19 protein-coding genes, 1 riboswitch and 1 other annotated feature are annotated in these 22,159 nt (G+C 36.8%); of the genes, 7 read left to right on the plus strand and 12 right to left on the minus strand.

The annotated features are described in order from the left end of the window. Nucleotides 1–153: 153 nt before the first annotated feature. The 3 genes from NSQ74_RS00825 (at nt 154) to bshB2 (ending at nt 2,045) form a co-directional block, all read left to right on the plus strand. On the plus strand, nt 154–435 hold the full coding sequence (locus tag NSQ74_RS00825; protein WP_340821044.1) for a hypothetical protein: 282 nt from the start codon (nt 154–156) through the stop codon (nt 433–435). Nucleotides 436–991: 556 nt separating this feature from the next. After that, nucleotides 992–1,342, plus strand: coding sequence for a YojF family protein (locus tag NSQ74_RS00830; RefSeq protein WP_340821045.1), 351 nt, complete (start codon nt 992–994; stop codon nt 1,340–1,342). A gap of 13 nt (nt 1,343–1,355) precedes the next feature. After that, nucleotides 1,356–2,045 (plus strand): bacillithiol biosynthesis deacetylase BshB2, encoded by a 690-nt coding sequence (gene bshB2 / locus NSQ74_RS00835; RefSeq protein ID WP_340821046.1) that lies wholly within the window; start codon nt 1,356–1,358, stop codon nt 2,043–2,045. Between the two features lie 40 nt (nt 2,046–2,085). Here bshB2 and NSQ74_RS00840 read toward each other — a convergent pair whose 3' ends face one another. Further along, nucleotides 2,086–2,832 carry a TerC family protein gene (locus NSQ74_RS00840; RefSeq protein WP_340821047.1) on the minus strand — a complete coding sequence of 249 codons (747 nt, stop codon included), beginning with the start codon at nt 2,830–2,832 and terminating at the stop codon, nt 2,086–2,088. 287 nt (nt 2,833–3,119) lie between these two features. Here NSQ74_RS00840 and ilvA point away from each other — a divergent pair, with 287 nt between their 5' ends. Beyond that, the gene (gene ilvA / locus NSQ74_RS00845; RefSeq protein WP_340821048.1) at nt 3,120–4,382 is read left to right on the plus strand and encodes a threonine ammonia-lyase IlvA; all 1,263 of its coding nucleotides are present in this window, start codon (nt 3,120–3,122) and stop codon (nt 4,380–4,382) included. Nucleotides 4,383–4,654: 272 nt separating this feature from the next. On the opposite strand, the gene NSQ74_RS00850 is transcribed toward ilvA, so the two are convergent. The 5 genes from NSQ74_RS00850 to NSQ74_RS00870 all read right to left on the minus strand — a co-directional run bounded on the left by NSQ74_RS00850 (nt 4,655) and on the right by NSQ74_RS00870 (nt 10,148). Beyond that, complete coding sequence (locus NSQ74_RS00850) at nt 4,655–6,052, minus strand: right-handed parallel beta-helix repeat-containing protein (protein ID WP_340821049.1); 1,398 nt, start codon at nt 6,050–6,052, stop codon at nt 4,655–4,657. Nucleotides 6,053–6,155: 103 nt separating this feature from the next. Next, a complete protein-coding gene (locus NSQ74_RS00855; RefSeq protein ID WP_340821050.1) occupies nt 6,156–6,950 on the minus strand; it encodes an ABC transporter ATP-binding protein in 795 nt (264 codons plus the stop codon). Then, nucleotides 6,943–7,971: an ABC transporter permease gene (locus NSQ74_RS00860; protein WP_340821051.1), complete on the minus strand. Its 1,029-nt coding sequence runs from the start codon at nt 7,969–7,971 to the stop codon at nt 6,943–6,945. The genes NSQ74_RS00855 and NSQ74_RS00860 overlap by 8 nt, the downstream gene beginning before the upstream one ends. A 277-nt stretch (nt 7,972–8,248) precedes the next feature. Next, nucleotides 8,249–9,271, minus strand: a complete 1,023-nt coding sequence (locus tag NSQ74_RS00865; RefSeq protein ID WP_340821052.1) for an ABC transporter substrate-binding protein — start codon at nt 9,269–9,271, stop codon at nt 8,249–8,251. 451 nt (nt 9,272–9,722) lie between these two features. Then, nucleotides 9,723–10,148, minus strand: a complete 426-nt coding sequence (locus NSQ74_RS00870) for a hypothetical protein (protein WP_340821053.1) — start codon at nt 10,146–10,148, stop codon at nt 9,723–9,725. 378 nt (nt 10,149–10,526) lie between these two features. Then, nucleotides 10,527–10,571: riboswitch (PreQ1 riboswitch) on the plus strand. Between the two features lie 6 nt (nt 10,572–10,577). Between NSQ74_RS00870 and NSQ74_RS00875 the strand changes: the two genes are divergently transcribed. Then, entirely contained in the window at nt 10,578–11,060 is a 483-nt protein-coding gene (locus NSQ74_RS00875) for a QueT transporter family protein (RefSeq protein ID WP_340821054.1), read from the plus strand. Between the two features lie 129 nt (nt 11,061–11,189). Beyond that, nucleotides 11,190–11,388: a binding site (T-box leader), on the plus strand. 59 nt (nt 11,389–11,447) lie between these two features. Continuing rightward, on the plus strand, nt 11,448–12,611 hold the full coding sequence (gene trpB / locus NSQ74_RS00880) for a tryptophan synthase subunit beta (RefSeq protein WP_340821055.1): 1,164 nt from the start codon (nt 11,448–11,450) through the stop codon (nt 12,609–12,611). Between the two features lie 120 nt (nt 12,612–12,731). On the opposite strand, the gene NSQ74_RS00885 is transcribed toward trpB, so the two are convergent. The 3 genes from NSQ74_RS00885 to NSQ74_RS00895 form a co-directional block, all read right to left on the minus strand. Beyond that, nucleotides 12,732–14,357, minus strand: coding sequence for a long-chain fatty acid--CoA ligase (locus tag NSQ74_RS00885; protein WP_340821056.1), 1,626 nt, complete (start codon nt 14,355–14,357; stop codon nt 12,732–12,734). Between the two features lie 282 nt (nt 14,358–14,639). Further along, the gene (locus NSQ74_RS00890) at nt 14,640–15,593 is read right to left on the minus strand and encodes an L-threonine 3-dehydrogenase (protein WP_340821057.1); all 954 of its coding nucleotides are present in this window, start codon (nt 15,591–15,593) and stop codon (nt 14,640–14,642) included. 319 nt (nt 15,594–15,912) lie between these two features. Further along, nucleotides 15,913–17,586 (minus strand): HAMP domain-containing methyl-accepting chemotaxis protein, encoded by a 1,674-nt coding sequence (locus NSQ74_RS00895; RefSeq protein WP_340821058.1) that lies wholly within the window; start codon nt 17,584–17,586, stop codon nt 15,913–15,915. 174 nt (nt 17,587–17,760) lie between these two features. Here NSQ74_RS00895 and NSQ74_RS00900 point away from each other — a divergent pair, with 174 nt between their 5' ends. Further along, nucleotides 17,761–18,933, plus strand: coding sequence for an FtsW/RodA/SpoVE family cell cycle protein (locus NSQ74_RS00900; protein ID WP_340821059.1), 1,173 nt, complete (start codon nt 17,761–17,763; stop codon nt 18,931–18,933). Between the two features lie 57 nt (nt 18,934–18,990). On the opposite strand, the gene NSQ74_RS00905 is transcribed toward NSQ74_RS00900, so the two are convergent. From NSQ74_RS00905 to NSQ74_RS00915, 3 genes are read right to left on the minus strand one after another with little or no spacing between them, the layout of a single operon-like run. Then, nucleotides 18,991–19,971, minus strand: coding sequence for an N-acetylglucosamine kinase (locus tag NSQ74_RS00905; protein WP_340821060.1), 981 nt, complete (start codon nt 19,969–19,971; stop codon nt 18,991–18,993). Nucleotides 19,972–19,983: 12 nt separating this feature from the next. Beyond that, nucleotides 19,984–20,985 (minus strand): asparaginase, encoded by a 1,002-nt coding sequence (locus NSQ74_RS00910; RefSeq protein ID WP_340821061.1) that lies wholly within the window; start codon nt 20,983–20,985, stop codon nt 19,984–19,986. Nucleotides 20,986–21,003: 18 nt separating this feature from the next. Beyond that, on the minus strand, nt 21,004–22,152 hold the full coding sequence (locus NSQ74_RS00915; RefSeq protein ID WP_340821062.1) for an ROK family transcriptional regulator: 1,149 nt from the start codon (nt 22,150–22,152) through the stop codon (nt 21,004–21,006). Between the last annotated feature and the right edge of the window lie 7 nt (nt 22,153–22,159).

A 22,159-nucleotide genomic window follows, 5' to 3' on the forward strand; every position in this document is an offset into this window, starting at 1 on the left:
TTATTTTTTGTTCCTATTATAATGCAATATTTTAATTGAAAAATCAATATTATTATCTGAAAATTAAAAATTTTTACATTTACACAATAAAATAGGACAAGATACCGTATCGCTGCATATGCCATATATTAGCTGTATATGGGAGGGAGACGTATGAAAAAACAAAAATCTGAGGAAACAACTGAAGAATCACGCTTGTTAGCTGGAGAAATAACTTCTTCTAAAGTTGAAGTAATCGCATCAATTATATTAACTCTCGGTTACTCACTATCCACCCTTGCCACGATATTAGCGTTACAGGAGGAGGAGGAGGATGCGCAATTACTTGCTTCCAATTCACAAGATCAAAATCAACAATTTAAACAAATGTACAAACAATTACAATCCGTTAATAGTCGTTTAGATTCCATTGAAAAGAAGCTCAATCGTTATTAAAAGGTACATATCCTATTCGCTCCGCTATGAGTAGTCTTATTTTTGATGCGCATACATGTAAAAAAACCACCATTCTCCGTCATAAAGAGAATGGTGGCTTTTTTACTATACTATGATAATGAGCTTTCATGTCTTCTCTTCACGCTACAGCTTTAAACCAAATTATGTAGAAGGACGTCATCTATTGTACCAAGATAGAAATCGTTTTTGTCTTACTTAAAATCCCCTTCTGCATGGTAAACTGTCACTCTACGTGAGAGAAGTCAAATATGCAACATCTTTTTATTTTGTGAAACCGCATACAAATTCAAGCGACACTTTTTGTACATATTTGCTTTCACACTCTATATATTGATACATTACAATAACTTTTTCAAGGATTTTGCTTAAAAAAATAACAAGTGAATCATAATCTTTTGCGATTTCACTATTTTACCCAATTTTAAAATATGAACATTTACCTCAACAAAAATTTGTCATAAAAAGGTCATTCAATTTCCCTTTGTGACCTTTTTTGACTATACTTAAGAAAGAAATAATCGAGAGGAGTGTTAAGATGCAAGAAGTACAAGTAGAGACGTTGCAAGAATTACTAAATTCTTTCGCCAACAAAGACGTTTATATCCATCTTGAGACGACAAACGGTTCTTACGCAGCACACTATGATGAAAAGTTTTTTAATGCCGGTGCATTCATACGTAATGCAAAAATTAATTACGAACTGGCTAAAGTGGTAGATGCCTCTCCACATCGTGTTGGCTTAAAAATGGCACATGGTTGGGTTTATGCTCAAGGTATTACACATTATGAATTAGATGAATTAGGCCGTTTATTAATGGCTGGACTAGACTATTCAGGTAAATTGGCGATAGCACTTGAAATTAGCGAAACGCCGTTTACTTACTAAGGGGGACAACTTTTTGAATTTACAACCACAACGTCATATTTTAATTGTTTACCCTCACCCAGACGATGAGGCTTTTTCAGTTGCTGGAACGATTGCTTATTATACAAAGAAGATGAATACACCTGTTACATATGCCTGCTTAACATTGGGTGAAATGGGTCGTAATTTAGGAAATCCACCTTTTGCTACGCGTGAATCGTTGCCAGAAATACGCCGCAAGGAGCTAGTTGATGCAGCGGATGCTATGGGTATTCAAGATTTACGTATGCTTGGCCTACGGGATAAGACAATTGAATTTGAAGATGATGAAAAAATGGTCAAGCTCATGGAAGGCTTGATTGAAGAATTAATGCCATCGCTTATTTTCACTTTCCTTCCAGGCTTTGCAGTGCATCCTGACCATGAAGCAACAGCACGTGCTGTTGTTGAGGCTGTTCGCCGCATGCCTAAAGCAGCGCGACCTCAAATTTTCGGATGTGCCTTCGCCAATGATACACTCGCTAAAAACGGCGAGCCACACGTTCAAATCGATATTCGTGAAATGAAAATGGATAAATTAAAAGCATTACAAGCTCACGCTTCTCAAACAGGTTGGATGATGCAAGAAACTGAAAAACGTATTGACGACGGCGAGCCAATGAGCGAAAGCTGGCTTAATGTTGAAAAGTTCTACATTGTTAACCCTGACAATTATATAAAATAATACAAAAAGCGGTTGTGCCCTAAAGAGGTCACAACCGTTTTTATTTAGCTATTTTCAATTTATTGATTACATGTACAATCATCGTTAAAACAAATGCAATTACTAAAATAACAAAAAACAAATAATGAGGCACATATATTCCAAATACAGTCACTAACATCTTAAGTGCAATGATGCCAATAATGATAAAAGCAGTCGCCTCTAGCTCTGGTATTTTTTCAATGATAATTAAAAATAAACCTGCTATTGTTCGCATCATTAAAATACCTAACATTCCGCCTATTAATAATACCCAAACTTGATCAGATATCGCAAAGGCAGCAAATATTGAATCAATTGAAAAGGCAATATCCATTAACTCTACAGAAATAACCGTTGCCCAAAATACGCCAAAAACACGTACCATCAATCCAGACTTTTTTACCTCTTTAACACTATCCTCTTGTCCTAGTTGTAAAAAATGAGCGATACTAATCCACCCTAAATACAAAGCCCCCAACACTTTAATAAACCAAAATTCTACTAGATATACACCAATTCCAATAAATATAAAACGGAAAAAATAAGCGCCAAGCATACCATACATTAATGCCCGTTTACGTTGCTTATCCGGTAAATGTTTGACAAGTACCGCTAGTACGAGGGCATTATCTGCTGATAGTAATCCCTCAATTACAATAAGCGATGAAATTAATCCCCACGATACTGGATCTGCCAATACTTTTTTCCACATGTCCCAATCGAAAAATTGCATATATGTAGATAGTATTCCGTGAATAATGTCCAACTGCTTCCCCCCTACTTGTCCTAAACTAATCTAGTATATGCTCGCCAATCATCGTTATGATGTGTGATCCACTTCTCATTTTTAAAAAATTCTAAACAATTTAATTACTACTAAACTCGAATAATAGACGTTTTTTCTCGAACATAACAGATTATGCTACCTCAATAAAACGCTATGATAAAAATAGACACCGAAAATTTAGAATTTACTAAAAATTTATAACAAAAGTCGAGAAAAATATGCTATCATAGATGAATGTTTTATACGTAAAACGGAGGATGAATACTATGGAAGTAGCTGATACTAAAACTGTGCAAGTAGAAAATATTTTAATTGCACATCACTTTTTAAAAGATGTAGTGGTGCATACGCCACTGCAGAAAAACGATTATTTATCGGAGAAATACGGAGCCCACATTTATTTCAAACGTGAAGATTTACAACATGTTCGCTCTTTTAAACTACGTGGTGCTTACTATAAAATTAAAAAAATTGAGGAAGAAGCTCGCGAAGCAGGTGTTGTTTGTGCAAGTGCCGGCAATCATGCACAAGGTGTTGCCTATGCCTGTGCACAACTAAAGATTCAAGCTAGCATTTTTATGCCTCAAACTACCCCTAAACAAAAAATCGACCAAGTCCGAATGTTCGGCCGCGATTATGTTGAAATTATTTTAGCAGGAGATACGTTTGATGATGCTGCTGAAAGTGCAATGGTCTACTGCGAGGAACAAAGTAAAATCTTTATCCACCCTTTCGATGATTTCGACGTCATCGCTGGACAAGGAACTGTCGCTGTTGAAATAATGAATGACATGGAAGAACCAATTGACTATGTATTCGGTAGTATCGGCGGTGGCGGATTAATGTCAGGTGTTTCAGCTTATGTGAAAAACCTCTCCCCCAACAGTAAAATTATCGGTGTAGAGCCAGCTGGCGCAGGCAGTATGAAAGCCGCGTTTGCAGAGGGCGGTGCAGTGGCTCTTGATTGGATTGACAAATTCGTTGATGGCGCTGCCGTAAAATGCGTCGGTCACCACACATATGATGTTTGTCGCCGATACTTAGACGATATCGTACTCGTACCCGAAGGAAAAGTATGTACAACAATATTGGATTTGTACAATAAACATGCTATTATCGCTGAACCAGCTGGCGCATTATCAGTCGCTGCTCTCGACAGCTATAAAGAAGAAATTAAAGGCAAATCTGTCGTCGTTATTATTAGCGGTGGTAATAATGATATTGGGCGTATGCAAGAAATTAAAGAAAAATCTTTAATTCATGAAGGCTTACTATACTACTTCATCGTAAGTTTCCCTCAACGTGCAGGTGCACTACGCCAATTCCTTACAAGTGTTGTAGGGCCAAATGATGATATTACTACTTTTGAATATACAAAGAAAAACAACAAGGAAAGCGGCCCTGCCTTAGTAGGCATTGAGCTCGGTAATCGTGATGACTATGATGGCTTACTAAGACGGATGAAAGAGTTTGGATTCAACTACAAAGAAGTAAATAATGATATCCAATTATTTGGATTACTCGTATAAGTTCTTCTTTCTGGTAGTGCCAGGCACTCAAACAATTCTGAATTCTACCAGTAGCATATTTTTTAATTACCAAGTAAAAATCCACATAGACTCCTGCGGGAACTGCACAAAATGTAAGACGCAACAGTCAGCGCGACAGTGACGGTTGCGTCTTACATTGTGCCCGCGGAAGGCGTAGTGGATTAGGTGTCAGGCACCCAAACAATTCTGAATTCTGACAGTAGGATGCTCCCCAAGAACATAGCATAGACCCACACTACAAAGAAGAAAAATTAGTATACAATTTTTTGGGCAGGCGAATCCTCTTTTAACCGAAAATCATATTTGTTTGCATTTTGATATTTCGGGTCTATATAGCTTGACTTCTCATCACTTTTTGAGGCTTTTCGAAATTTAGAAAAAGAAGTATATTCTTCCTCTTTCCATATCCAAATACCCGTTTCTCCTTTTTCTTTATGGAATACATTCCTTTGTAGTTTATTTTTTTGATTGGTTGTAAAATAGTTGGAGATAAAAATCCGCGATGGTCCAGCGGTGAAAACATTTCTTTCTATCACATTGTTTTTTGTATCATATTGTAATAATAGCTGTCCCCCATCAAGCCCCTTTGTGTCATTTCGATAAAGAATATTTTGAGAGATAGTCGAATTGATCGTACCTCCCCGATCTTCATCATACCCACCAATTGCTATCCCAGTGTAAAAGTTTTCATAAATAATATTGTTTATTATTTTAATGTTATCAGCGTATTTTTTAGCATGCTCAGAGGTTGCTTCTATTCCAATATCACTTTTATAAACGGTATTCTTTTCAATGGTTATATTTTTCCCACCATCTACATAAATTCCGCCAGCAGCATACTCCTCCCCATAAGCTGGATTGCCGTAAGAGGATATGTCATAAACTATATTATTCTTTACGATGCCATTCCGCACAAAGTCCACTTTTATATCATTTGAAATGCCTTCATAACCAATTAGATCAATCCCGATATTATCACTACGGCGAACTATATTATTTTCTACTTTAAAACCGTCAATATTTCCATTTAGAACAAGAGATTCACTTGCCCCTAGTTTCAAGTCTTCTAATGTATTATTTGAAATATGTATATCTTGCATTGTGCCAGTTCCGTATATAGCAATCCCATGGCCGTTCCCATTATCTGCATAGGTTTCAATGCGCTGCACATGATTATTTTCTAGTGTAATATGGCTGCTAGAACCTGTTACATAAATCCCCATTACCGTTTCGTCCGCTAAATGAGTAGATAAATCCTGAATAGTTAATCCACTGATGGTCACGTAATTTTTATTATTTATCACCACTAAGGCTGTATCCTCTTCAACATCCTTCAAGTCCTTTCCACTAAGAACAACTTTCTCCTTGTTGTAAGCTTTAAATGTAATCGGTTTTGACTTGGTGCCACTTTGTTTTACGACAAGTTTTTCATGATAATTTCCTTTTCGTATGAGGACGGTAGTACCGGCATCTGCTTCTAAAGCCGCTTTTTTTATTGTGCGAAACGGCTTTGATTTTGTACCATCATTTTGATCATTTCCATTTGTCGCAACGTAAATAGCTTGATCCTTCTTATCCACATTATTGTTTAAAACAAAGACAATCACTATAGCAACTGCAACCAAGAGGATAAAATAAATTTTTTTCATTAAATCATTCCTTATTGTATATTAAAGTGCCAGTCACCCAAACAATTCTGAATTTTCACTAGAACATTAAAAACGCCCATACTCATGTAGGGGCGTTAAATCTTTATCCTAGCAACGCACGGTCTGAATTCATTTTCTCTCCACGGATGCGTTCAAATTCAGCCATTAAATCAGGAATAGTTAGTTCGTGTTTACGATCCTCACCGACTTCCAAAATGATTTGACCTTTATCCATCATAATGAGGCGATTTCCTAAATCCAATGCTTGTTGCATATTGTGTGTTACCATCAGCGTTGTAAGGTTATCCTTTTCAACTAAATGCTTCGTAATGCGCGTAATAAGCTCAGCACGCGAAGGGTCAAGTGCTGCTGTATGCTCATCTAGCAATAAAATCGATGGCTTCGTAAACGTGGCCATGAGAAGTGATAACGCCTGACGCTCACCACCAGAAAGAAGACCAACCTTTGCCGATAGACGATTTTCCAAGTTTAAGCCAAGCATCTCTAATGATTCCTTAAAAACTTGTCGGCGCTTCTTATCCACACCAATATGCAATCCCCGACTCTTATTTCTAGAATACGCTAGTGCTAAATTTTCTTCAATCGTCATTGTTGGTGCTGTACCCGCCATAGGGTCCTGAAACACTCGCCCAATAAAATGCGAGCGTTTATATTCGGGCAACCCCGTCACGTTATTACCGTCTATTAAAACAGAACCGAAGTCAGGTGTTAACGCGCCAGAAATCATATTCATCATCGTTGATTTACCGGCACCATTACTACCGATAATTGTAACGAAATCACCTGGTTTTAAATGCAGGTTTATTTCAGCAAGTGCAATTTTTTCATCAGGTGTACCTTCATTGAAAATTTTGTTAATGCCGTCTAATTTAAGCAAGGCCTTTTCCCCCCTGCTCTACCGGTTTTACTTGAGTACGTTCTGCTGCACGCTTTGCTTTGCGCTTTCGTTCTTTATTTTTATCAACAAATTGCGGTACAACAAGCGCTAAAATAACGATAATCGCCGTGATTAATTTCATATCGCCTGAATCAAGGAAATCAACGCGTAATGCTAACGCTAAAATAATGCGGTAAATAATAGCACCTGCGATTACAGCTAAAGTAGTTCGCATAATTGTTTTTGTGCCAAAGATTGCTTCACCTATAATGACAGAAGCAAGGCCGATCACAATCATACCGATCCCCATACTAACATCCGAGAACTTCGAATATTGTGCGATTAAAGCTCCAGAAAATGCGACAAGTGCATTTGAAAGACCTAGCCCAAGAATAATAAGTGTATCTGTATTCGCAGAGAAACTACGAATCATTCGTTTATTATCTCCTGTTGCTCGGATAGCAAGCCCAACTTCTGTTTTTAAGAACCAGTCCGCAATAAATTTAATTAAAATCGTGATGAGTAAAACTACAATCAACGTACCCCAAGTTGACGGTACTTGCTGAATGCCGATGCTTTCTAATACGTTATTTAATGCATCATCGATACCTAAATTACTCCAAAATGTTTGAAACTTTGAAAACAATGTTTCAGAGTTTAACAATGGAATATTCGGACGACCTATCGTACTTTCTGCAGTTAACCCCATGATACGTAGGTTAATAGAATACAAGGCAATCATCATTAAAATTCCTGATAATAGCGGATTGATCTTCCCTTTTGTGTGAAGAATTCCTGTCATACATCCTGCAATAAATCCAGCAACAATTGCCACTAAAGTCGCTAAGATTGGGTGGTAGCCAAGCAGAATCATTGTCGCTGCTGTTGCCGCCCCTGTTACAAAGCTTCCATCAACCGTTAAATCCGGAAAATCTAACACGCGGAATGTTAAGTACACACCGAGTGCCATAATTGCATAGATGATTCCTTGCTCCACTGAGCCAAATATTGCTGTAAACATCGTTGAATCATCTCCTAAAAATTATCGTATCATTCACGTCTCGTCGTAATCGCGTCTTTATTTTTTCGAGTTTGCTTGAAAAGTACCTCATAATCTATAACATCCACCGTGGGCTTTATCTCGGCTCAGCTAGGTTTTAAACCCCACTGCATTGGTAGCACTTTGGCATTCATTTCCCACTATAGGAGCAATAGACTTCTTCGGAAGCAAATTAAAATGAAGATAAAGCGGGGTTAATCCTCCCCCGCTTCAGCTTAAAATTGACTTCACTTATGCATTATTTCTCTAAAAGCTCTGCGCCCCAAGAATCTTTAATTTCGATTCCTAAATCATCAGCTACTTTTTTGTTCACTACTAATTTTAAGTTTTGAGGATATTGAGCTGGTGTATCAGCTGCCGTAGCCTCACCTTTTAAAATTTTCACAGCCATTTGACCAGCCTCATAACCGATATCATAGTACTCAAAGCCAAATGCCGCTAAGCCACCACGCTCTACAGAATCAAGTTCTCCTACAATAAGCGGTAATTTATTTGCATTAGCAACATCAATGACAGATTCTAATGCAGAAACTACTGTATTATCTGTAATGATATAGAATGCATCTACTTTACCAATTAATGATTCAGCAGCTTGTTTTACATCTGCTGAAGTTGCAGCTGAAGCTTCTTTTACTTCAAGCCCTTGCTCGGCCATTACCTTCTTCACTTCTGTTACTTGTGCTACTGAATTTTGCTCACCAGCATTGTAGACCATACCTACATTTTTAGCACCTAGCTCTTTTAAGAATGCTACCGTTTTAGAAATTGTTTCAGGATGTAAATCAATCGTACCTGTTACATTTTTCCCTGGTTTCTCCATTGATTCAATTAGTTGCGCACCAACTGCATCTGTTACCGAAGTAAAGATAATTGGAATATCGCTTGTAGCAGTCGCTGCCGCTTGTGCAGAAGGTGTAGAGTTAGCAAAAATTAAATCTACGTTTGCACTTACTAAGTTATTGGCAATTGTCGTATTCAGACTGTTATCACCTTGTGCGATTTGTGGATCGTAATCCACTTTTAAGCCAGAATCCTCAATTGCTTTTTTAAAGCCTTCTGTTGCCGCATTTAAAGATGGATGCTCAACAATTTGCGTAATCCCGATTTTATATGTTTTTTGATCTACACTACCGCTCTCACTTGCATTATTCTTTTCGTCGCCTTTTGAATCAGATGAACTAGAACCCCCGCTACCACAAGCAGCAAGCAGTAATACTAATCCAAATAATAGGAACGAAAGCTTTGTCATATTGCGCTTCACAATTAATCCCCCCGACTAATATCTCTATTATCTATCACACTTCACTCTAGCAAAGTGTGAATGTATCGCTATATTATCGTTATTATTGATATTCGTCAACAACATTATGAATGTTCTGACTTTTATATTTGACAAAATATTTTACTTTTTCGTTCAATTTGGCGCTTTAAACCGCTAAACTGCTACATTTCTAGTACTATAATTCTTTTGTAATATAATAAATAATTGTATGGCAATTTTTCGAAAGTTAAAGTGCGCCTCCATATGTTGTTGTGCGTAAAACTGGTTAAGTCTCTTTTTCATGGCACAAAAAAAGATCGAGCTAACATAACCCGATCTTAAAACTTATATATAAATTAAAAGCTTAACAGATTCAATTGTAGAAAAAATACGCGAAAAGACATCTTGAATACTCTCTTTATTTTTTAACTCATATCTCCATGTATTGTCCTTATATTCTTTCTGTTCCTAAATATAGGAACCCAGTTGCATAACTTGAAGGTTGAATATCAATAACTTCGTCATACTGAACACCTTCATTGACAAATGGTACATGGGCTTTCGTAGATTGCATGAAAAATATCGGAACTTTTAACGTTTTATAAGAAAGCACATATTGATCATCAGCTGCTTCACTTAAAAATTCTTTCATAATCATAATTGCATCTAATTCTTTAGAAAGATATTCCGTGTTATTTTTCAAATCCTCAAAGGTAATTTTTTGAAAGATTATATTTTCTTCTCTTATCGCAGGAATTGTACCAATTACACCGATCTTTAAATCTTTTCCTGTATATACATTATAATTTTTTTCCTTATTACTACAACCAACTAGTAGAATCAACATCCCGAATAACAGTGGTAAGATTTTCTTCAAAGCTACACCTCCAATTACACTAAAGATAGTTGATATTATAATGTTTCTCACTAATACCTAACACTTCCCGTTTTGTGTGTAATAATTACTCGTTATGGCAACTAAATAAGTGGCACCAGTAGTTCCTGTAGTTGATGTCGTTATCTGTTATAGTGACTTTACAAATTCACTTATTCTCTAATTAAAACTAATTATAGTTGAAGCTTTCCCGCCATTTCAACCGACATTTTTTCTGTCGGTAGACCAGTACCTTACACTTAAAAAATTGGTAATCATTACACCTTACCCATTAGATGCAATACTACGAATATTCTAGCTTTACGCATTTTGCACATAGCTATTTACAAACCCTCATGAACACTGATATGATAGCACTTGCTCTACGTGGTTCGTAACCATCCCACGAAAAAAAACTAAGGAGAAATGAATATGAAAGTAAAATTTTTAGCAGCAAGTGGCATTATTGCCGCGCTTTATATTGCTGTTACTTTGCTAGTCGCACCATTCGGTTTTACAGAGGTGCAATTCCGCGTTTCGGAAATTTTTAATCATTTAGTTGCCTTTAACCCTCGATTTGCCGTTGGGATTATTATGGGTGTCTTTATTTCCAATTTATTTTCACCACTCGGTCCTTACGATTTAGTTTTCGGCGTTGGACAGACAATGATTACGCTTGGCCTATTTATTGTTATTTGTAAATTTGTAAAAAATATATGGGCACGGTTAATTATTAACACCTTTTTATTTACTTGCACGATGTTTATCATCGCCTTCGAACTGAACTTAGCACTGGAATTACCATTCTTTTGGACATGGCTAACAGTCGCAGCAGGTGAATTTGTTGTATTAGCAGTCGGTGCGCCGATTATGTATATACTTAATAAGCGCTTAAATTTCAAAAACTTGATTTAACAGACGAGTCTTTTTAGATTCGTCTTTTTTTGTCCTCTCTAAGCTTTTGTGACTTCGTTAATCCTTGCATCAAAAATCCATTTTCTTTCTCTTGACACTATTTTGAAAATACTTTAAAATTTTTCAATAATAAATGCTAAGAAAAAGAATAGTAGCAAGAACTTGTACTTTTAGAGAGCTGATGGCTGGTGCAAATCAGTAGTATGAACTTGTGAATGGACTTTGGAGCAGCCTCAGTAAAATGAGGCCGAACTAACTCCCCGTTACAGGAGTACACAAGCGCGCAATTTTGCGAATAAAGGTGGCACCACGGTTACTCGTCCTTTTTATAGAGGGATTGAAGTGGCTTTTTTTTATGGAAAATTAGAATAGAGGAGTCGAGAACAGATGAGTACAACAGTCGAGCAAAAAGGATATTTTGGTGAATTTGGAGGTAGCTTCGTTCCTGAAGAACTTCAAAATGTTTTAAATATTTTAGATGAGAATTTCCAAAAATATAAGGATGATGCAGATTTTAATAATGAACTAGATTATTATTTCCGTGAATATGTAGGTCGTAAATCGCCACTATATTTTGCTGAGAACTTAACAAAGCAACTAGGTGGCGCTAAAATTTATTTAAAGCGTGAAGATCTTAATCATACTGGTTCTCATAAAATTAATAATGTACTAGGTCAAATATTACTTGCAAAACGTATGGGTGCTAATCGTGTAATAGCAGAAACAGGTGCAGGTCAACACGGTGTTGCCACAGCAACAGCTTGTGCAATGTTTGGCATGGATTGCACAGTCTACATGGGGCTAGAAGATACAAAGCGTCAAGCATTAAACGTATTCCGTATGGAGCTACTCGGTGCAAAAGTCGTTGCGGTTGATAAAGGGCAAGGGCGTTTAAAAGATGCAGTAGACGAGGCATTTGCTGATTTAGTAGAAAACTATGAAACAACTTTCTATTTATTAGGCTCTGCGGTAGGACCACATCCTTTCCCTTCAATGGTGAAGCATTTCCAATCGGTAATTAGCCGCGAGAGTCGTGAACAAATTTTAGAAAAAGAAGGTAAGCTCCCAGCAGCCGTGCTTGCTTGTGTTGGTGGTGGCAGTAATGCAATCGGTGCATTTGCAGAATATATCGCTGATGAAGGAGTTCGCTTAATCGGCATTGAGCCCGATAAAGCAGCGACATTGAATGAAGGTACTCCAGGTGAATTACATGGTTTCAAATGCTTACTACTGCAAGATGCACAAGGTAATCCACTGCCAACGTATTCTATCGCAGCTGGTCTTGACTACCCTGGCGCAGGTCCTGAACATAGTTATTTAAAAACAATCGGTCGCGGTGAGTATGTAACAGTTTCAAACGAAGAAGTACTTGAAGCATTCCAAATACTTTCTAAAGTTGAAGGAATTATTCCTGCATTGGAAAGCTCGCATGCTGTTGCACATGCATTCAAATTAGCTCCAACTTTATCACCTGAAGAGAGTATTATCATTAATATTTCAGGTCGCGGAGATAAAGACGTTGAACAAGTTTTCAATATGTTGAATAAATAATAGCTCCAAAAGCGGTTGAGTTTCGTTACGTGGATGCGTCCAATCCAATCAACGGCTACAATTATAAGGCTGAAAAAGACAAAGGCATCGAGAAATGTATTCTCGATGCCTTATATCATGTTACACAAGCGTACTTAATTTCGGATAAATTTCCGCCACATTGTCACGTAACTTAGCTTTTAAGAATTTGCCGACAGATGTTTTTGGTATTTCATCTAGAAATACAATATCGTCCGGCACCCACCATTTCGCAAATTGACTTTCTAAAAATGCTAACAATTCTTCTTCTGTTGCTGACATCCCTTCCTTTAAAACTACGCAAGCAAGCGGACGTTCTTGCCATTTGGCATGTGGAATTGCAATTACTGCTGCTTCAAAAATAGCGTCATGTGTCATTAATGCATTTTCTAAATCTACGGATGAAATCCATTCCCCACCAGATTTAATTAAATCTTTTGTGCGATCGGTAATTTTAATAAAGCCATCCGCCGTTCGTACCGCAATATCTCCCGTAAATAACCAACCATCTCGATATGCATCTTTCGTACGCTCGTCACGATAGTATTCATGTGAAATCCAAGGACCACGTAGACGTAATTCCCCCATCGTCTCACCATCCCACGGCACCTCTCCATTATCATTGACAATACTAGACTCAATACCAGCCATCGTCATACCTTGCATAGCACGCGCTTCAATTCGTTTTTCAATCGGCCATTCATCCATCCATGACATATAATTCGATAATGCAACGATCGGTGTCGTCTCTGTCATCCCATAGACAACGATATACGGAATACCGTACTTTTCTTCAAAAGTACGAATTAAACGTGTTGGTGATGCCGAACCACCACAACAAATCGCACGTAGCGAACTAATATCTCGCTCACGCTTCTCCTGTTCCTGTAATGCACCAATCCAAATTGTCGGTACACCTGCCGTCAATGTCACCTTTTCTTGCTCTACTAAATCTAAAATTAAATCAGATGTAAATTGAGGGCCTGGCAATACTTGACTTGCTCCCACATTAACACTCGCAAATGGTAAACCCCATGCATTCGCATGGAACATCGGCACAATCGGCATTACCACATCACGTTCAGCAATACCCATGGAATCGGACATGCTAAGCATCATACTGTGTAGCACTAAGCCACGATGAGAATAAACAACTCCTTTTGGATTCCCTGTCGTTGCACTTGTATAACACATACCTGCTGGTGCTTCTTCTTCTAAATCATCCGGAAATTCGAAGTTTTCATCCGCAGATGCTAATATTTCCTCATAAGACAAAGCATTCGGTAATGTTGTCTCTGGTAGAGTATCTTCATCTGTCATAATAATATAGTGTTTTACTGTCTTTAACTCAGATGCAATATTTTCAATGATAGGGACAAGATCTTCATCAATCATTAAAATTTCATCTTCCGCATGGTTAATAATATAAATTAAATGTTCTTCTGATAATCGAATATTGACCATATGCAATATAGCACCAGCACATGGCACCGCAAAATACGCCTCTAAGTGGCGATGCTGATTCCAAGCGAAGGAACCAATCTTCTTTCCCTTTTCCATCCCCAGCTTTGTAAGCGCATCTGCTAATCGACGGGTTCTCTTTGCCCATTCTCCATATGTTAAACGGTGAATTTTATGTGGGCTTGTACGTGACACGATTGTCTTTCTAGCAAAATAACTTTCTGCTCGCTTAAAAAAATTTGTTAATACTAACGGTGCTTGCATCATAAAACATCATCCCTTCTTCTTGTGAATTTCCCCAAACTTTGTAGAATATTAACATCAATTTTAACAGAATAATATTAATATTCTGAATATGATTATATTAAAAAATTAATTACGATGCTATATATTCCAAAAATTTTCTTTTTCATGCTCACTTTTTCTTTCCTATCCATCTTTTTCAATATATACATTCATATCTTTTCTCGATAAAAAAACAGGCAAAGAAAACAAAATTGTTTTCCTCACCTGCTTTATAGTACAAACTTCTGGTTTAATATATATTTTTTAAGAAATAGCCTTTTTTTGCAGCTTAATTTTTAATTTCTCTAACATATCAACCGTCATTTTAGCTAAGTCATATTCCGCTTTGAAGCCCCATTCATTTTTAGCTGCCTCTGTATTTATAGAGTTTGGCCAACTGTCAGCAATCGCCTGACGCACTGGATCTACTTTATAATCCATACGAAATTGTGGCAAATGCTTTTTAATTTCAGCCGCTATTTGAGATGGTTCAAAACTCATCGCAGTAATATTAAATGCGTTGCGGTGAATTAACTTGCTACTGTCAGCTTCCATTAAATCTACAATAGCTTGTAATGCATCCGGCATATACATCATATCCATGTAAGTTCCTTCTTGAATATACGATGTATACTTCCCTTGCTGAATTGCTTCATAAAATATTTCAACCGCATAGTCTGTCGTACCGCCTCCAGGAGGAGTTACATAAGAAATTAAACCTGGGAAACGTACCCCACGTGTATCTACACCAAAACGATTAAAATAATAGTCACATAATAATTCACCGGCTACTTTGTTAACACCATACATAGTTGTTGGGCGCTGTAACGTATCTTGTGGTGTATCATCCTTAGGTGTAGATGGTCCAAATGCACCGATTGAACTTGGTGTGAAAAATTGTAAATTTAACTCACGGGAAACTTCTAACGCATTCATCAGACCACCCATGTTTAAATTCCAGGCAAGTAACGGATTTTTTTCCGCTGTTGCAGATAATAATGCTGCCAAATGCATCATCGTATCTGCCCCAAAATCCTTAGCTAAATCATGCATCCTTTGTCCATCTGTCACGTCCAGTACTTCGAATGGACCCTTAGTATGTTCAAGCTTTCGTATATCCGTCGCCAATATATTGTCCTCTCCATAAATACTACGAAGTTTTTCTACTAGCTCCGAGCCAATTTGACCAAGAGCACCTGTAACCATAATCTTTTCCATTTCTCCAAACCTCCACATATGAACAATTGCACTCCTGAGAAGTACAATATTTTATACTAAAACATTGATTTAATAACACTTTTGATGAATTTTATTATAAAGTGTTCATATTAAAAATACAACAATAATATGTGCAATTTTCTAAAAAAGAACATAAAACGCCTTGTTACCAGTATATGATTTTGTATTAAAAGTGTTCTGATGCATTCATTAAAAATACATTTGTACTTTCCATAAATACAATTATCTATTTTTTTACATAATAAAAGAACCTCTTTGACCTTTTAATGTCAAGAGGTTCTTAATTCTTATTTTTTCATTAAATTGAAAAGCGTTTCACAGCAATTTGCAATACCTTTGAAACTTTTCGTAATTCTTTTATATAATTATGAAATTGTTGCTGTGCATTTAATTGATCTGCAGTTAACTTAGCCACATGTTTGGTCGAGGCAGCATTCGTATCTGAAAGAGATGTTAACATGACGGCATCTTCGTTAACCTTTTTCGTATGCTCAGCTATTTCTTGAACTGTCGACGATACCTCAACTATATAAGGCTGGATATTATTCACTTTTTCTAATATTTGATTGAAGCTTGTTGCTGTTTCTGAAGTTACATTTACACCCTTCTCGGTAGCAATTAATACACCTTCCATCATCTTAACAGCATAGTGAGAATCTGTATGGATGTTTTGCACAATAGACGTAATCGTATTAGTTGAATGAACTGTTTGCTCCGCTAGCTTGCGCACCTCATTCGCAACGACTGCAAACCCTTGTCCATGCGTGCCAGCTCTAGCAGCTTCGATGGAAGCATTCAAAGCAAGTAAATTTGTTTGTGCTGTTATTTTTTCAATTACTTCAACCATTTGATCAATTGTAGCGGCACGTTCAACTAAATTAAAAATAGCTGTATTTGATTTTTCTACCGCTTGTTTAATAGCTTGAATTTGTGTTAAGTTTGCCTGCACAATTTCTGTACCACTCTCTGCTTCGTGTGCAGTGTCATGTGCAAAACTCTCTACAAGCTGCACCTTTTCTAATATAATCTGTACACCATTTAGTACTTCTTCTAATGAAGCTGAATTGGACGCTAATTTAGTAGTTGACGCAGTAGTTAACTCCGCAATATTTTGCACATCTTTGGCAATTTTAAGCGTAGTTGTAGAAGATTGCTCAGAGGATTGTTGCAAATTTTCTGTCATACCTTCTACTTCTTGCGCACTATTTGTAACCGTATGTAGTAATTGCTTTACTTCTGTTGCCATCTGATTATAAGACAGTATAACTTCCCCTAGCTCATCATGTGCCACATAGCTCGCATTGGCTGTAAAATCTCCTTGTTCCGCTCGTTTTAATAGTGATTTTAATTGCCGAGTTGGTACATTGACTGCTTTCGTTGCAACTAAACCAATGAAAATAACTAATAGTACCACAAACATACAGACGCTACCTAATAACCAATAACCAAATTGTACATCCTTTTGGTAAGCCTGCTGCTGTTCCTCTGCTCTTTGCACTAAGTAGCTCTGTGTTTCTTCTAAAATTGAATGGCTTTGTTGGCTTACAGGGAAATAGGACAGCTCATAAAATTGCTGACGTTCTTCCGAATTTAACTGCTGATAGTTTTCAACTAACTCTACCTGCTGCGTGAATATTGTATTATACTTCTTTACCTGATGATTCATCTTTTTATCAATCGTTAATTTTTCTAAATGACCTAAAGGCTGTTCAATATTATTTAGAATAGCCGTCATCTCTTGGTAATCACCACTGGAATCCACTAAAAAATCCAATTGTCTTTGTGCTTCTTCTAACTCATTTAGCCATCCAATTGGTACAAGCCCCTCGGTATAACTCTCACTTGCATGCCACGACATTTTCCGTAAATAATCTACACTAAATATACCGATTAGGATATTTGATAGTACACAAACAATCATGAGTACAAGCAGCTTATCTTTTACCTTAATATAACGAAAAAATTGCATCATCTTCGGCTCCTTCTCCAACTCTTACCATTAATCATAGTATGGAGATATAAAGCCAGTGTTATGTTTTTGTAAAATTTTCTAGAAATCTGAAGAAATTATCATATGCTCTTACGGAACCTTCTTTAATTCCATTCGTTCCCTATTACTAGTTGGTTTTTCCAAAAACGAAAGGAGGTGAAACTGTTGCAGCTAAAAAAATTAGATAATAGTTTAGCAATTAGTCTATTATTGCTAGGAATTATTAGTTGTCTTTTCGTACATTCTAGCAGTATCGCATTTGAACAGTATGCAAGCTTGTTTATTGTAAAGCAATTTATTTATTTTAGTCTTGGATTTTTAATTATGTACGGCGTTGCAACACTTGATATTGAGCAACTTAAAAAAATAGGCTGGCCATTTTATTGGATGATCGTAGCCCTCACATTTGGCTTATTTATTGCTCCAGAGAGCATCGCTCGAACGATAAATGAGGCGAAATCTTGGTACCAAGTTCCACTATTAGGATCATTTCAGCCATCAGAGTTTTTGAAATTTGCATTTTTAATTGTTGTCAGTAAAGTCATTGTCGCCCATCAAGCAAAATATGTACGCCCTTCCTTTCTATCAGATATGCGCCTACTATTTACGATTGGCATTATTACTCTTCCACCGACACTTGCTGTCTATAAGCAACCTGATACAGGCATGGTTATGTTATACATGGCGATGATTATACCGATGATTTACTTCTCAGGCATTCAAACTAAGTTACTCGTAATCTTTACAGCCATCCCAGTTTCAATTGTGACTGTTATTGCCACTCTTTATATAAAGTTTAATGATTTTTTTACAGAAAAACTATTAAGTAAATTATCTGGGCATCAGGTTTCTCGTATTTATGGGTGGCTACAACCTTATGAATATACTGATTCATCTTTTCAGACTAGACAAGGCTTTATGGCCATAGGTTCAGGAGAGTTCATTGGGAAAGGCTATTTACACAATAATGTCTATGTCCCAGAAAAGCATACCGATTTCATTTTTTCTGCTATCGCTGAAGAAGTAGGTTTTATTGGAGGGGCTTTTGTTATTGCGCTATTATTTTTTGTTATTTACCGTATTGTCCTAATTACAGTTCAAGCAAAGGATCCATTTATGACACTTATGGGTGCAGGCATCTCCAGTTTATTAGCATTTCAAATTACGCAAAATATTGGTATGACGATTGGACTTTTACCTGTAACAGGAGTAACGTTACCGTTTCTAAGCTATGGAGGGAGCTCACTACTTTCAAATTTCATGTTGATGGGTATCGTCATGATTATCCATAACTCTTATAAGGGATATATGTTTAAAGTAGGGGATTAACAAAATGCAAGTAGAGATTAGTACATACCATTCTCTACTTGCTAAGTTAAAGGGGGATTAATTAGTTAAAAACTTTTTCATACTTGCATTATATTGATCGATAAAAATTTTAGCTTCATTATTAGATAATTTTAATGCAGCTAAAGCGGCACCGCCCACTGGTAAGCTATAGGCACCCATGAAGTCATACTGATTACTATTCTTTTTATCAATTGCGACTAATTTTTCAATAAATAGCCTCAACTCGTTAAAAACTCCTCCAGCTAGCACTACTTTGACACGCTTATTTGCAAACGAATTTTTTTTATAACAAGCATCTATACTTTGATAAAAAACATGGCATACTTGATCAATAATTGTTTTGGCTTCTCCATCACCACGTTTAGCGCATTCGATTGCTATCTTACTTAGAGGGGATATTGTATCACGTGGATGTCCTTCACCATACACTACTTCAATTATCTGCGGAACGGATTGTAATTGAAAATATTCTAATACTGCTGCTGTTAGGAGCGTTTCAGGACCTCTTTTATCAAATGCTTTAAATACCGCTTTTAATGTGCGAATGCCAATATCATAGCCACTGCCCTCATCATCAAAAATATAACCCCATCCTGCTGTACGCTCAATTTTTCCAGACGAATCTATACTGAGTGTAATCGCACCTGTACCAGAAATCTGTACAATGCCAGGCTGGCCCAATGTTCCCGCATATAACGCGTTCACCCCATCATTCGATAGTGATAGTTGACAGTCTTTAGGTAAAAGCGAGGATAATAATTCACGGGTAATTTTCTCATTATTATTTTCTGTTACTCCCGATAGACCCGCATGGCACTTTGTAATATGTTGAAATTCGTGAAGTCCCTGTCTTTTTAAATCATTTATTAGTTCTGTTATCGTCTCTGTAAATTGCTCCATGCTCATGGATGTGGGGTTACTTTTACCCGTTTCTGCTAGCGCCAAAATTTGGCCACGACATGTTGAGATTGTTGCAATTGTTTTTGTTCCACCACCGTCAATTGCCAAAACATACAAGTGCCTTCACCTCTATACAATTTTAATTGTAGAAACAATTTCTCCTACCTCAACCCCTGCGTCATTACGCACAGATGAAGGTGACAACGCTTTAATACGCTCAATTGTTTCTCTATTTGTATATTGAATTTGTTCCAATACAGAAGCAATTACATTTGGCCATGGACTTTCTGAGCCATTCATAATTTTCAAAGCGAAACTTACCCCTTCTTTCCTTAGAGCAAAACAGTATACGCCCTGTGCCCCGCCCTTCGCCACAATATTAATATCCTTCAATAATGCCGTACAAATAAAGTTTTGAGATGCAATGATCTGATTATGTTGATTCATTACTTCAGTAAGCTTTATTACTGCTTCACGAATCTGTTGATCATCAATTAATTCTGGTCGTGCTAGCTTTAAATAGGCTAATGCCATATTTTTTAGCGGAATCGCAAAGACTGGCGCACCACAGCCATCAATCCCTGTATGAATTTTCTCCACATCATATTCACTTAAATAAGCAATGTATTTTTTTATCATCTGCTGCAGTGGATGATCTGGATGGCAATATTGCTTAACATCATAGCCATTTGCTAGACAGGCAGTTAAAAATCCTAAATGCTTGCCCGCACAATTATGAAATAGTTTTCTCTTTTCAAAGCCCTGTTGAATATACTGTGTTTTAGGTTCCTCATTTAATGGATAGGATGCAGCACAAATTAACTCATTTTCATTAATAGGTATTTTTTCTAACAAAGAGACTAACGCCTCTTGATGATAAATTTCACCTCTTTGAGAAGCCAGAAATAATGCAGTTTCTTTTGAAGTAATCCCGTACTTTTCTATAAAATCGGTCATAAAAATGGGAATGGCTTGAAATGGTTTTGCTGCAGAACGAAAATACACAGGCTCATAATCTTGACCTACAGAGACGAATTCTTCCTTCGTTAGATTCACAGCACTCATTTGTCCATAATGCACATTTTCCATTAATCCTGAACGATACTCTTTTAAAAATTCTGAGTAAGCCACGAATGAACCAACCTTTCTTTAAACAGACAGCAACTGCTTTTGTGCTTGTAATGCCGCTCCTTTAACAACCCCTTCTTTTAATTGATTTGAAAACTGCAAATCAAAGGGTTGTAATTCCTTCCATATATACTGTCTACACTTTTCACTAAGTAGTTTTTGAAATGTTACATTATGCTCAATAATCTCTCCACTGACTATGACAGCCTCCGGTTCATATAAACAAACTAGATTATTGATGGCAATAGCTAAAAATGTAGCTACATCTTGTTGAATATCAATTGCCCATTGCTCACCATGATCAACACAATGCAAAACCTCTTCTATTGATTGAATATTAAGATTTTTAGGCGTTCTTTTTAACAACGCTACTTCAGAAACATACATGGATAAGCATCCTCTTTTACCACAATGACATATTTCACCAAAGGGATTAATCGTGATATGGCTTATTTCTCCCGCTTTATTTTGAATGCCACGATAGACTTCTCCATTTAATAATATAGATGCACCTATGCCCGTTCCAATTCCGACTAAAATACAATTTGAATACATTGGTGTATAAATATCACCAATTTCAGCATTTATTTGCATTTTTAATTCATTATCTACGATGACTTCACAACCAAAAATACAATTTAAATCTTCTTTTATGTGGCAGTTTTCCCACTTCAATTGCTCAGAGGAAACGACTATTCCTTCCTCGTTGTTGATTACTCCTGGAATTCCTATCCCAATGCCTAGTAATTTATCTTGAACAATCTGATATTCCGTCATGATATTATCGATAGACTGTTTCAGTAGATGTAAAGCTTCTTCATAATGATGCCTAATGCTACATTTGACTTCCTGAAAGGCAATCAGCTTCCCTAAGAAATCTAATATACCTATCCGAATAGTAAAGCAATCAATTTCTATCCCGATAGTATATAAAGCATCTTCACGCATATGAATTAACGTAGGACGTCTACCAATGGCTGTTTCTTCCGATACCCCTTCTTGAATAAAGCCTTCCGCTTCTAGTTCCTGCACAATACGAGTAATGGTCGTAGGACTCATTTTTGTATATTTTGATAATTGAATTCTTGAAATTGGCGCCATCTGTCTTATTGCGTCAAGCACAATATATTTATTTTGCTTTCGCATCTGAACTTGATCTTGCTTTTTCAAAATCGAT

The sequence above is a fragment of the Lysinibacillus sp. FSL W8-0992 genome (assembly GCF_038008685.1).
Lineage (GTDB): Bacteria > Bacillota > Bacilli > Bacillales_A > Planococcaceae > Lysinibacillus.